Source organism: Blautia sp. 1033sp1_1033st1_G9_1033SCRN_220408 (assembly GCF_040929965.1).
GTDB lineage: Bacteria > Bacillota > Clostridia > Lachnospirales > Lachnospiraceae > Blautia_A > Blautia_A ammoniilytica.
In genome coordinates this window covers 24424-38709 of sequence record NZ_JBFKZO010000021.1, presented here as the reverse complement: position 1 = coordinate 38709, position 14286 = coordinate 24424, and the positions used below count along the sequence as shown (strand labels likewise).

General features: G+C 42.6%; 7 protein-coding genes. 3 read left to right on the top strand and 4 right to left on the bottom strand.

What is annotated here, in order from left to right; genetic code table 11:
• Positions 1–36 precede the first annotated feature (36 nt).
• From AB5916_RS13795 to AB5916_RS13785, 3 genes are all read right to left on the bottom strand, one after another.
• Positions 37–711, bottom strand: a complete 675-nt coding sequence (locus AB5916_RS13795; RefSeq protein WP_368191495.1) for an RluA family pseudouridine synthase — start codon at positions 709–711, stop codon at positions 37–39.
• Positions 712–1870: 1159 nt separating this feature from the next.
• Complete coding sequence (locus AB5916_RS13790; RefSeq protein ID WP_368191494.1) at positions 1871–2455, bottom strand: DUF1294 domain-containing protein; 585 nt, start codon at positions 2453–2455, stop codon at positions 1871–1873.
• A gap of 92 nt (positions 2456–2547) precedes the next feature.
• Positions 2548–4806, bottom strand: coding sequence for a hydratase (locus AB5916_RS13785; RefSeq protein ID WP_368191493.1), 2259 nt, complete (start codon positions 4804–4806; stop codon positions 2548–2550).
• Between the two features lie 295 nt (positions 4807–5101).
• Here AB5916_RS13785 and AB5916_RS13780 point away from each other — a divergent pair, with 295 nt between their 5' ends.
• Genes AB5916_RS13780 through AB5916_RS13770 form a run of 3 tightly spaced genes read left to right on the top strand, consistent with a single transcriptional unit; the run spans position 5102 to position 7082 of the window.
• On the top strand, positions 5102–5596 hold the full coding sequence (locus AB5916_RS13780) for an Lrp/AsnC family transcriptional regulator (RefSeq protein WP_368191492.1): 495 nt from the start codon (positions 5102–5104) through the stop codon (positions 5594–5596).
• Positions 5593–6783 (top strand): pyridoxal phosphate-dependent aminotransferase, encoded by a 1191-nt coding sequence (locus AB5916_RS13775; RefSeq protein WP_368191491.1) that lies wholly within the window; start codon positions 5593–5595, stop codon positions 6781–6783. Before AB5916_RS13780 ends, AB5916_RS13775 begins: the two co-directional genes overlap by 4 nt.
• 32 nt (positions 6784–6815) lie before the next feature.
• On the top strand, positions 6816–7082 hold the full coding sequence (locus tag AB5916_RS13770) for a hypothetical protein (RefSeq protein ID WP_158421181.1): 267 nt from the start codon (positions 6816–6818) through the stop codon (positions 7080–7082).
• Positions 7083–7237: 155 nt separating this feature from the next.
• Here the strand turns inward: AB5916_RS13770 and AB5916_RS13765 are convergent, their stop codons facing one another.
• Positions 7238–14104 carry an Ig-like domain-containing protein gene (locus tag AB5916_RS13765; RefSeq protein ID WP_368191490.1) on the bottom strand — a complete coding sequence of 2289 codons (6867 nt, stop codon included), beginning with the start codon at positions 14102–14104 and terminating at the stop codon, positions 7238–7240.
• Between the last annotated feature and the right edge of the window lie 182 nt (positions 14105–14286).

Sequence of the window (14286 nt, the reverse complement as noted above, 5' to 3'; positions counted from 1 at the left end):
AGTATATAAGAATTTTGCCCTGTTATAATGATTTTTTTAGAGGGAGAAGCTCTTAAAGGCTTCTCCCTTTGGTTTTACCTTAAAATGCATTTTCTTTCTGCTTCCAGGATATAAGAAAGTAAGACTGCAGGCGCAAAGCCCAAGTGCTGTATCTGTAGTTCCACCATACTTCCGATCCCCTGTAAGCGGCATTCCTGCATGTGCCATTTGCACCCGGATCTGATGATGTCTTCCTGTATCCAGTTTGATTTTTATGAGAAAGCGTTCTGTTTCTTCATGGATCACCTGATATGAAAGCCTGGCTTTTTTTGCTCCTGGTGTGCCTTCGGCTACAACTGCTGACATATTGGTACGTCCGTCTTTTTTCAGATAATCTTCCAGTATCCCCTCTTCTTTTTCCGGCTTTTCTTTTGTCACTGCCAGATATATTTTTTCCATCTGTCCGCCTGAAATCTGCCTGCTCAGTTCTTTTGCAGCAAAGGGTGTATGTGCAAATACAAGAATCCCTTCTACTGGCTGATCCAGCCTGTGTACAATCCCCAGATAAGGCATTTTGCCAGGTTCTTTCTTATACAGATAATTTTTCAATGCACTTTCCATGTCTGCTGATCCGATCCGTGCATTCTGCACTGCCAGTCCTGCCGGTTTATGGCATACAATAATATTTTTATCTTCATAGAGAATATAGTCTTCAATCTTTCCGCTCCACATGATCGTTCTCCTTAAGTATTTCGCATATAAATAAATATGATGTTTTATTATATCCTTACTTCTTCTTCCTTACAACACCAAAACACAAAACGAGACGGTCACCATTTTCCTATAATATAAAATGATGACCGTCTCAAAAATCTTCGTTATTCAATTTTTCTTCCTCTTTAGATCATTTACAATGTAACTTCTATGGTATATCTCTTAGGATATCTATTGTTTATTGATATGTTCTGTTACGATTGTCTGGATTGAAAGGTTCTCTATTCAGTTTTATTCTTTACGTGTTCTTCTTTGATTTCCTGCTCATAAACGATATGATCTTTATCATTCGGTTTATTTAGAAAGTTTTATAGATTTGGGATTATAACTTCACGGATTATAATCTGTTGATCGTATGTAATCATACTTCTGATGCAAAGCTTCAATTCATATCTAAAATTTATAAAATACGAGTTTAAAATATTCTGTTTATACCTTAAAATTATAAAATACAAAACTCAAAATATCTTGTTCATATCTTAAAAAAATAAAATATAAAATTCAAAATACTCTGTTCATATTTTAAAATCATAAATATGGATTTCAAAATATCCTGTCTATCTGTCAGCAACTTCCTATGCTATGAAGTGCTCTCCTTATATGGACTGCTGATAGTGGTTATACTTTCATGGATGTTGTTTCTTTACACAACTCCCTGATCTTTGTATCAGTTCTGTGATGGATATTCAATATAAGAAATCGTTTCTATAATTACCTGTGATACATATTAATTCGGGATATGTTCTTCTCCGATTCTCATTATTACTTACTGCGTATCAGGTCTTTCTTGCAGGAAATACGATCCCCATCACTCTTATATTGATCTGAATACTTACGTTCCCACTGGACTCACCCTGCCTTTCCAAGATTACTTTTTCATCCTTTTCATGTAACATCTATATACTATGAATTGAATGAATGTCTTTGTTTCAGATAACCTTCTCTGTTATCTTTTGTTTTCTCGTCTTCTTTTTGATGAGTTTATATTACCACCGCCGCTTTTATTTGTCAATACTTTTCTGTATTTTCTTTCGTATTTTTCGTTTTCTTTCTCATTTCAATGTTCTTTTTTTGTTTATTTGTTTATGTTTTTTATATTATTCAGACAATTTATTTTTTACTTTGTATTCATTAAAAAGAATATGATCACAATGTGCATCACCAATGTTAGCGGAACCCCTACTGTAAAGTAATCTTTTCGGGTTTTATGCCGAAAAAGATACATTGCCAGCCAAGCACCTATTGAACCTCCTGCAAATGAAAGTCCCAGCAATGTGACGATCCTTATTCTGGATCTGTGCTCAATTGCCGCTATTTTATCCATCGCAAAAGCAGCAAAAGTAACAATATTTATCATGATCAGATAAAAGGACAGTATTTTATTTCTTTTAAAGAAATCCCAAAATGAGAACGTAATATGATCTGCCAGATTTCCTTTTACGATCAGCAGCAAAATGATTTGTATAACAAATATGCATGCTACAAAGATTCTGGACATCATATTTTCTTTATGGGATTTTCTATCAAAAATAAGAATGGCCGCTATAATACCTGCCGACCCTCCTAATAGCGATACAATGGTTAGTAAGGCGTCGATCTGGCCTGTGGCAGTATGGTCATAAAGCAGCTTATTAATAAGAAAAACCATCAAACCAACCACATTAATTACAACAAGATAATATTCAAATGCTCCCAATTTCATTTCATTCTCCCCGTCATTAGCTAATAGTAAAAAGACTGCCAGAATTCCTGATGCAGAACCTGGCAGCCATTCTTATCCGGGATTTCTCCCTTTTATTTACGATTGTAATTGATCAGGCATCCCTTCAGGATGATCTCACGTTCATCATCCGTCAATTCTCCTAAAGTCACTTCAAATTTCTGAAGACCGCTCTCTTTTACAACATATCCAGTGATCACATCTGCCTTTTCAGCAACTGCTTTCTGGATACCGGGGAAGAACAGATAATCTCCATTTGCAAATGGCAGCTCGCCTTCTTTGATCAGGAAAGGAAGCATTCCCCAGTTGATCAAATTGGAGCGGTAACGCTTGGTAGCATACTCATTGGCAATGTTTGCCCATCCCCCCAGTACCTTCTGACAGGATGCAGCCTGCTCACGGGCAGATCCATCTCCCGGCTTCACAGCAAAGATCGTGCTTCCAACGCCCAGGTTGCCCTTTCCGGCATCTGGAAATTCTTTCTGGATGGTTTCCATCACAGGCTTTAACTCAGGAAGTGCTGTGAGAGGACATTCTCCTGCCTGGATCGCTTTCTGTGCCTTCTGTACCTCTTTGGCACGGCCTACATACGCAGGATCCTTACGGGAAAGCGTAAACTCAGCAAGCCCAAGCGGATTGGATCTGTAGGAAGACGTCTCGCCAGAAGGAATCAACTCATCCGTTGTTGTAACAGGATCATGGATCTCAGAAACAACCTTCAGTACAAGATTCTCTGCAAGAGGTGCCATTTCTGGCCAGTCTTTAATATTCGGTCCAAACTGGATCTCTACAGACGGATCCGCAACACCCTTGCTGTCGAATACACGGTTCTCATAAATTGTCTTATCAAAGAAATATTTCTGGCCTGTATATCCACCGGTATATTCCTCTGCAGATGTAAGGAAGCCTTTATTTGCTGCCGTAGCCGCAATAGATCTGGCATCCATAAGAGCAACAGAAGAAATCTGGCCATTCTGGATCTTAGATCCTTCACGGTTCGGGAAATTCCTGGTAGTGTGACGGATACTGAATGCATTATTTGCAGGTGTGTCACCAGCGCCAAAGCAAGGTCCGCAGAATGCAGTCTTAACAACAGCACCTGTTTCCAGAAGGCTTGCCAGCACTCCATTTTTGGCAAGTTCCATATAGATTGGCGTACTTGCTGGATAAACACTTAAAGTAAAGGCATCATAACCAATACTGCTGCCCTTCAGGATATCTGCTGCTGCACAGATATTTTCAAATCCGCCGCCTGCACATCCAGCAATGATCCCCTGATCTACGTAAAGCCTTCCATCCTTTACTTTATCTCTTAAAGTATACGGAACCTTACCATCAAGGCTTACCAGGGCTTTCTTCTCCACATCTGCCAAAATATCATTCAGATTGGCATTCAATTCATCAATGGTATATGTATTACTCGGATGGAACGGCATAGCGATCATAGGCTTGATCTCTGAAAGATCGATCTCCACACATCCGTCATAGTATGCCACTGCACCTGGCTTCAGTTCTTTATAATCAGACTCTCTGCCATGGATCTCATAAAACTCATGGATCTTCTCATCTGTCTGCCAGATAGAAGAAAGACAGGTAGTCTCGGTGGTCATAACATCTACGCCAATACGGAAGTCTGCACTTAAATTCTGGACACCAGGTCCTACAAACTCCATAACCTTATTCTTAACATAACCATTGGCAAATACTTTGCCAATGATAGCAAGCGCCACATCCTGGGGACCTACTCCCGGACGGGGAGTTCCTTTCAGATAAATAGCAACCACACCTGGCATATTGATATCATATGTCTGGGAAAGCAGCTGTTTTACAAGCTCAGGTCCGCCCTCTCCCATAGCCATGGTTCCAAGTGCTCCATAACGGGTATGACTGTCAGATCCAAGGATCATCTTACCGCAGGCTGCAAGCATCTCTCTTGCAAACTGATGGATAACCGCCTGATGGGGCGGTACATATACACCACCGTATTTCTTGGCACAGGTAAGTCCAAACATATGGTCATCTTCGTTAATGGTGCCTCCTACTGCACAAAGGGAATTATGACAGTTGGTCAGCACATAAGGAACCGGAAATCTTTCAAGTCCTGATGCACGTGCAGTCTGGATGATCCCCACAAAAGTAATATCATGGGAAGTAAGTTTGTCAAATTTGATCTGGAGCTTCTCCATATTACCGGAGGTATTGTGTGCTTCCAGAATTGAGTAAGCAATGGTATTTTTTGCAGCTTCTTCTTTGGAAACCGGAAAATCTGCCTGTCCTGCCGGAATGATGTCATGTCCATTCTGCAGATATACACCTGTATCGTATAATTTCATAATCCCTTTCTCCTCATTTCAGTTTTTTAAACTAGTACATCGAATATTAAGTTTCGATGTACTAGTATAGTGAAACAGTCAATGCTGTTCACCTGATTAAAGCCTATTATAAAATAAAATTTTCCTGACTGCAAGACTTAGGTTAGCAGAGTAAGATGTTACCAAGGCAATGCCGTAAAATAATAAATAATCATTAACCAATTTATTTTTATGTTGAAACCACTGAAAAAGAGTGATACCCTAATGATTAACGCAAGAATAACCTTATTTGGCGATTTTAGCAGGAGGAACAAAAATGGAGAACCATACCAGAGAACAGCTTCTTAAATTATTAGAAAATAACAGCCGGCTGACCAATGCAGAACTGGCAATCATGCTTGACGTCACACAGGAGCAGATCCATGATGAGGTCGCATCCCTTGAAAAAGAGCATATTATCTGTGGTTATCATACACTGATCAACTGGGATAAAGTAAATGACAACGATGTTACAGCTCTTGTAGAGCTTCATGTCACCCCGCAGGGAGGCAATGGCTATCAGCAGCTGGCAGACCGGATCAAACAGTATCCGCAGGTACTTTCTCTTTATCTGATGTCCGGAGCCTACGATTTCCTTGTTATGATAAAAGGAAAAACCCTGAAGGAGATTTCCCTGTTTGTTTCCGGTAAGCTTGCCTCTATTGATGAGGTACAAAGCACAGCCACCCATTTCGCCCTTACCAAATATAAAGAACTGGGCGTTGACTTTGACAGTAAAAAATCTGATGAAAGAATGATAATGACACCATGAATGAATTTCTATCTGAAAAGGTAAAGGCTTTAAAGCCATCTGGAATACGTAAATTTTTTGATATAGTAAAGGAGATCCCTGGAGCCATCTCCCTTGGTGTTGGAGAACCGGATTTTGAAACTCCATATCACATCCGTGAGGCCGGGATCCAGGCATTGCAGGCCGGCAAAACCTTCTATACTTCTAACAGCGGCCTGATGGAGCTTCGTAAAGCAGTTTCTGACTTTACCAAACGACGTACAGGACTTACCTATGATCCTGCATCTGAGATCATGCTTACTGTAGGCGGCAGCGAAGCTATCGACGTAGCTCTCCGCACCATTATTAATCCAGGGGATGAAGTGATTTATATTCAGCCCAGCTACGTTTCTTATCTGCCCTGTATCCTTCTGGCGGATGGTGTTCCGGTTCCAATTGAATTAAAAGCCGAAAATCGTTTCCGCCTTACCCGTGAGGAACTGGAGGCAGCCATCACTCCCAAGACCAAGGCATTGATCCTTTCTTTCCCCAATAACCCTACAGGAGCCATTATGGAAAAAGAGGATCTGGAGGCTATTGTGGATGTGATCAAAGAGCATCACATTCTGGTGATCTCAGACGAGATCTACAGCGAACTTACCTATGGAAAGGAGCATGTATCCATTGCATCCCTTCCCGGCATGAAGGAGTATTCCATTGTGATCAATGGTTTTTCCAAAGGCTTTGCCATGACCGGCTGGCGTCTGGGCTATGCTCTGGGCAATAAGGAGATCCTGAAGCAAATGATCAAGATCCATCAGTATGCCATCATGTGTGCTCCTACCGTAAGCCAGTATGCTGCAATTGAAGCCATGTACAACGGCGATCAGGATGTTATTTACATGCGGGAATCCTACAACCAGAGACGTCGTTTCCTCTATCATGAGCTGCAGCGTCTTGGACTCCCCTGTTTCCTTCCGGAGGGAGCTTTCTATATGTTCCCGGATATCCGTGAATTTGGCATGACCAGTGAGGATTTTGCCCTTGACCTTCTGAGGGAAGAAAAGGTAGCCGTTGTTCCAGGCAGTGCTTTTGGAGATTGCGGTGAAGGTTTTATCCGTATTTCTTATGCTTATTCCATTGAGGAGCTGAAAGAAGCTCTTCTCCGCATTGAACGATATCTGAATCGAAAACGCAGCCAGAAGACAGAATCCCAAAAGCAAGTATAGCCCTGGGGCAGATCTGACGGGGAGGTAAATATATGTTCCGTTTATGGGGGAAAATTTGGAAAGACAACCATATGCTTAAAGACGAAGTGGTATGTGATGACCGTGAAGACACCCGCACACACAAGGTTTTCCACTGTCTTGAACAGCTTTGTTATGATATGGATCTTGGCAATCCCATCTGGCTGGATACTACGGTCCGCCATTTCCAGAAGCATGATAAAGCGCGTTTTTACCAGGATAATTTTATTGAACAAATTGATTTTGACTACCTGGAGATCCAAGTAATTGAAGAAGATTAAATGAATGGAACTCATGATACAAGCCGCATATAACATCATCTTGTTTTACTGAATCCAGAAATAAACGGAGAAGCCCCCACATTCCCGGGAACTTCTCCGTTTTGTCATTATCTTGCCATCTTTGCGTTGTAAGCTTTATTTATCGCACGCTTCTGTTACTTCACACGTACCTTTTTCGGTGAGGAATACGCACCGTATACCTTACCGCTCTTTGTGCTGATATATGCACGCACTTTCACAAAATAGGTTTTCTTTCTGGTAAGCCGCTTAGCAGTTGCTTTTGTAGCTGTACCTTTCTTTACAGTAGCAGCCAGTTTATAGCCGCTTCCCTTTCTTTTTGAAACATAAACCTCATATCCATTGACTCTGGAAATTCTGCCATATTTCACAGTCAGAGATCGTTTGCCGCCTGTTACTCTGGAGATGGCTGCCTTCTTCGGTGCCAGTGTACTTTCGATCACTGCTGCCGGGCCTTTGGCACTTAAGCTGCCCTGGATAAAGAATGGAATCACCTTGTATCTGTACTTGGTGCCATACTTCAGTTTCTTGTCTTTATCCGTATACCGTGTGTTGGTACCGCCGTTTAAGGTTGCACGCAGCACATATTTCTTTTTCGCTTTTTCATAGCGATATACATAATATCCGGTTGCACCAGGCTGCGGATTCCAGCCAATGGTCAGTTTCTTCTGGGTAGCACTAACCGTTTTGCCTCCGGTTACTTTCTTAAGGTTAGGCTTCACAATGTAGAATTCCACTGTTGCGGATCCTGCAAAGCTTCCCAGACCGCTGATCACTGCAGTTGCCTTTCCAACATTGATATTGCTGGAATAGAATACTGTATAATCCACACCTGCAGTAAGTGTACGTCCCATATAAGTAATATTAAGAGCAGGTGTTACAGCACTTCCTGTGTAATACTGATTGGGCACTGCCGCGATCTGTGCATAGCCAATGGATGTGGTTCCTGATGCCCTTACCACCCGGAAGCCATATTTTGCATAACTGCTGTCAGAGGTAAGCCTTACCTTAATGGTGCTGCCGGAAACCGTAACTGTTCGGTTTCTAAGCTCTGTACCTGTATAAGTACCAACCTTCTTTCCTGTGCCATCCATGATGTAAATGTAATCGAAATCATCCTCTGTCTCGGTATCCGAACTGAAGGTAATGGACACGGAACCGGCACCATCTACATGATAGCTCCAGGTTCTGTCTTCATTGTTTGCATATGGATGATCTGACTGGAACTGGCTAAGATCTGTTACATTCACCATGTTATCTTCCGGAGCTACAACGGTTACCTGGCAAGAAGCCAAAAGACCGCTTTCTGTAGCTGCAGTGATCACTGCAGTTCCTGGATCTCGTCCATAGACCTCACCATCACCATATACGTCAGCCACATCATAATTGCTGGATGTGAAAGTAACACGGTCCGTTGCATCTGACGGATAAATATCATAACTCAGATAATAGCTTTGTCCATCTCTTATGGTAATATTCTGAGTATTCAGGGTAATCCTTTCAGCAGGTACGTAAACCGTTACATTACAATATGCATGGAAGGTATCTCCTATACTTGCCTCGATCAGTGTTGTTCCTGAAGATATTGCTTTAACAGAAGCAATGCTGTTGTTTTCTCCTGATGTAACCAGTTCTGCCACATCTGTATCATAAATGGTCCAGTCAACTCCCTGCTTTTCTGTTGTATCAAAGGGCAGGAAATTCACACTTAAAACAGCTGAATCATTTTTCTTAAGTTTTAATGCACTTTCACTGATCTGGATACCGGTAAGCGGATTCGTCACTCTTACCTTGCAAGTTCCTTTCACATCGCTCTTTGTGCTGACTGTGATCTCTGCATCTCCCACTGCATTAGCAGTTACTTTTCCATTTTCATCTACAGATACGATCTCCGGATGATCAGAAGTATAAGTAAGGGCTTCTGTTGCATTGGAAGGAGTAAGCAGTACTTCTACCGTGTCCTGCGCTCCCACACCATCCAGTTCCAGTGTTGGATAGATCATGCGGATATCCGTTACAGGAACATCCTTTACAGTTACACTACAAGTATCAGAATAAGCTCCGCAGGTCACTTTGATCTGTGCTGTTCCTGCTTTCAGGGCCTCTACTTCGCCTTTTTTACTTACACTGATGATATCTGTCTGCTCTGTTGTATATGTACATTTGTCACTTGCATCTGATGGAGTAACTGTTGCATTTAACTGCTCCACATCTCCAACAGAAAGTTCCAGTGTTTCCGGTAAGGATACACCAGTTGCCTTTTTCTCTTTCTTAAAGAGTGCAGTAACCTCCACATCCTTCTCAGGCATGATAAAGGTAGTGCTTGGGCTGTCCTCATCTTCAAAAATTCCATCATTTGCAGTCCAGTGGTCAAACACATAACCATTCTTTGCAGCTGCGATCACATCTATTTCTGTGTCTGAATCATAGTTCTTCTCATTTTCGCTTACAATGGTTCCGCCTTCACCAGCTGTGATCTTAAAGGAGCTTGTTGTGAGCAGGCGCACATTTTCTGATGAATTACTGAGAAGAGAATATGCATCCTCTTCATTACGTCTTGGAGAATCTGTAGCCAGATACAGGTATGCTGCCTTGGAACCATCCATTGTGGTTCTTGGGAAATAAACAGTCCGTACTTCTCCCGGCTCCAGGGTTCCCATATTTTCCGTGTAAAGCACAGCACCGTCCTTAGCATCTGCCAGGATACGGAAGCCTACGTTTTTAGTTTCCAGACCGCTGTCGTTTACAATCTGCAGGACGATACATTCCTGATTATCCATCATTACATCATCCAGCTGCTCTACATAAAGCACACGATAGCCAAGTTCAAACTCTGCTGCATCCTGGCGTACCCCACTGCCAGCCGCAGACACTTCTATTCTGTAAGTTTCCGGCTCATCATCTACATTCAATTCCGGAACAGGGTAATCGATCTGGATCTGTTTTTCTTCACCAGGCTGGATCACTACGTCTTTATGACCCTGACCAACTTCATAATCTTTCTCTGCACAAATGTAGGAAAGATCAATTCCCTCTGCTGCAAGATTTCCATTGTTCTTTACAGTGACCGTCATCGGCAGAGCCTGGTCAGAAGCAACATCGCTGTCCTCAAAATCTACTGACTGGATCTTCAGATCCACAGTTTCTTCTACTGTCTTTTCTTCCAGATCAGAATATTTTGTGGTGCCATTTTCGTCATATTCTGCTCTGTTGTAGGAAAGTACCAGCTTGCCATCCTCATTAAAGGCTCCTGAAAGGCCGGAAATAATACCTGCTCCAAGGTTTCCAAGACAATGTACCTTTCCAAAAGCACCCTTTTCCCAGATACATCCATAGACAGCCTTCTGATTCTGATCCTGATCAGATGAAGCAGTGGCAGTCCACAGGATATAGGTTTTTGTCTGGGAACTGATTACCTGGAAATTCTTTGTAAGATTTTCCGGAAGCTGTGCCGGATCAAACACATAAGAAGCTTTGTCATTTACATTTGCTTTATAAGCAATATTCCCATCCTGATACCAGAACATATACTCTGTTCCATCAAGGCTTCCGGTAATGATGCCGGAGGCTGCACTTCCTTCCTCTGTACCAAGATTTCCTGTTTCACCGGTATTGATCTGAATATAGCCACTCTGTCTTGTTTCATCTACATCTGCAAGGGCCTGTACGCCTTCACCAGAGGTAAAGGTATAGGTAACAACCGGGCCTGAGCCTGATGCAGCTACAGAGATCTGGGAAATATAACGGTTTGATCCAATATCTACCCACTTCAGGGCTCCTGTAGTACCATCAGCCCCGATAGAAGTATAGTATACATAACCTGGCAGTGTAGTCTCAAGCGCCTTGTTTTCAGTATGATACCATGCCACATATGCAACACCGTCTTTCACTGCGATTCCAGGAATGGTATCTGTCACATTATTATCTGTAAGAGGATATGTACGGATCATATCAGAACCGCTGCCATAGTGGATCACAGCTACACAGATCTCAGATGCGTTTGCCATCTGATCTACCGTAGCGGAAGAATCGTCAAAGGCCTTCTTTGTATCCTGCCATGCCACATAGATCACTTTCTTTGCTTCGTCTACTGCAACTGCAGGTGCAAAGTCAGAAGTTCCGTCATCGTCAATAATGGTATATCCTGTTTCTCCTGCTTTCTGATATACCAGCTGGCTGCTGTTGCAGATCTGCTTTGAGGGATCCTCATGGATCCAGAATTTATAATTGGTTCCGCCTGCATTTACAAAAATGGGATTGGAATCCGAGCCTGCAGTAATTCCGTTATCTGTCTCCACACCTTCCTCTGACGCCAGAAGGAAAGGCTGTGCATTCAGTTCATCGTAAATATTCTGATCCTGGCAATATACAGAACGATCCTTCCGATTGCTGTCATATACAGTAACCGTAGCCTCTGCCAGCTTCAAACTCTTCTCAAACTTCCACACTGCAGCTTTCAGGCTGGCAGATGCTGTCAGCTCACAAAGCTGGGTAGACTTTACAAAGTCCGCTGTATACTTAACGGTTCCTCTTCCCTCTGCGCCAAAATTGGCAATCCCCTTGGAACCTACGCCGCCTTCAATTGCTACAGAGATAGAAGGTGCAATGGTTCCGCTGGTCCATTTCGGCAAAAGTCCGTTCAGGTTCAATCCGTTCTGGTTTATAATACTTCCTCTGATCTCTGCTTCGATCTTTCCTTCTCCGCTTACTGAGATGTATGTAGGAACGATCCAGAAGAAATTGGTGGTATGGCTTCCAGAAACAGAACCGCATGCCCTGACGACTATATTGACCATTACCTTTCCGTTATCCAGATATCCTTCTCCATATCCGGCAACATTAAATGTAGTCTTAAAGCTTCCTATATTAAGCTTTGGCTGCTTCTTTCCAAGCTTAAAGTCCTTTGCCTTAGATTCCAGAAGTTCTTTGTTCAGCTTTTCCTTTTCCTTCTGGGTGCTAGGCATAAACTTCAGATTCAGACCAACGCTTACCTTTCCATTGTCATCGGTTTTCACTTCCAGATCCAGCAGATCATTCATACCGAATTTCAGGGCATTTCCCATGAACAAGGCTGCAAGGGAAGATTTTCCCACATTCCCCTCTCCCATGGTCATGAATTTCATCTTGGTAATACCCTTTGCCGAAACTACTGGTTTGGAAACCTTCAGTCCAAACTGGATCTCTTTGGAAGATTTACCATCCTTGGAAACGCATTTTACGTATCTTTTTGACTGGGAAGTAAGCTTCTCGATCACAGTGCCGTTTTTCTTTTCCAGTGTTTTGAATTCAAATACACCGGTTTTATTCTTGGCTACCACAGACTCGTCCTGCATCAGGAAATAGACACAGTCATCCATGTCGGACTCAACATTGATCTTAACGGTCTTTGTCTTCTTGGCTTTTGCGATCTCAGCGCTTGAATCCTCCAGAAATGAAACCGTATCGATCAGAAGGTTCTTGTCTCCCATTGTAACGGACTCAATCTCCGGAGTGGTGTCATTCAGATTTTTCAGGGTAAAGACCATTGATTCTCCGCCCTTAAGTTTCTTGCGGATCACCTTGGTGCGATACTGGTCTTTGGAAATGCTAATATCCACATCTCCGGCAATGCTTTTTATGTCATCAAAAAGAATCTTGCCGTTTTCATCTGTTTTTCCCTGAAGTGTCTGCCCATTCTGTCCTGTAAGAGCAACATCCACATCTTCCAGATATTCTTCTGTACCGGTATCCTTTACCTTGATCAGGAACTGGTTTTTCCCTACTGATTCATTACCTGAGCCTGCTGTAATGGAATTACCTACACTGATTCCATAATAGGTTGAAACTTCCATGGATTTGCCGGCAGCCAGTGTTTTAGGATCAAAGCGGATCGCTACTGCACTGTCTCCCAGACTGCTTCCCTCATATGGATCATAATCCCAGTATTCTCCACGGATGGATGACCAGTTGGTAAAATATACCACATCAGGTCTGCGCTCATTTCCTCTGTAAAGATATCCTGTAGCCAGTGTGGTGGGATCATCCAGACGGTCATATACCTGATAGGACTGAGGGATTGCTGCCCCTGTAAAAGTACGGATCGTGGTCTGGTTTCCTACTCCTGGGATCCTGAAAGGTGCATCGTCATTGTTAGCAAGCATGGTATCCAGCATAATACGGATACCTACATCTACTGCACTTCCGGATACATTGATGGCCTGGTAAGAAATCCTCACTGTATCTGCATAGCTGGCATTTCCGCTTTTTACCAGTTCCAGGGTCTGTATGATCTGTACACCGTTATAGGTCATGCTGGCAATTACTTTATTGCCCACACTGTTTACTGTATCTGCCTCAAAAAAGCGTTCCTGATCTCCTACTTTGATCAGGGTTTCTGATGTATTTGGATTGGGATGTCCATACAGAAGCTTTCTGTTATTGTCAGAATCGTAGTTTGGATTTCCTTCACAGGTTCCCATGGTAAACTTGCCTTCGCTGTTTACTACTGCTTCCAGATAATTATTTCTCAGCCAGCCTTCAGTTCCTGAAGAATGAACCGCCGCAGTCTCCGGATCCACTCCCAGGTACTGTCTTACATAGGCCTTATAGACCTCATACAGATGGATGTTCTCTTCTTTTGAAAGGCTGTCCACATCCACACCCTGACTTTCCAGATATTCTCTGAAAGACAGAAGCGCTTCCGGTTCTTCTGATCCTTCCTCACCAGAATCAGAGAACTCTTCTGCCTCTGTGCTGCCATCCCCAAACAGGGAGTCTGTCTGTGCTGTATCGGATGCATCTGAAAAAGCACTGTCTGTGTCATCAGACATCTGTGGTGGAATCTCCTGTGCGTCCAGCACCTGTTCCTCGTCCACATCCTCTACGGCTTCCTGTGCATCTGAAAATCCTTCAGCTCCCACCTCTGTCACAGCTTCTTCTGCTGCCAGCAGTGAAAGCGGCTGCCCTGCAACCATGGATACAGTCAGTAATGCACATAAAAACTGTTTCAACCTCTTTCTCTTCATCTTCTTTCCCTCGTTTCTGTACATTTTTTATTTCTGTACATTCTTTCACGAAAAATTATATCATGCAGTATAAATACAAACAACACATTTTCCTGTTTTTCATAAGCTTTTTCAAGCTTTGATATGCTTTTGATATGCTTTTAATCAGCTTTTCATTAGCTTTTCAAATTATGAAAATGCTG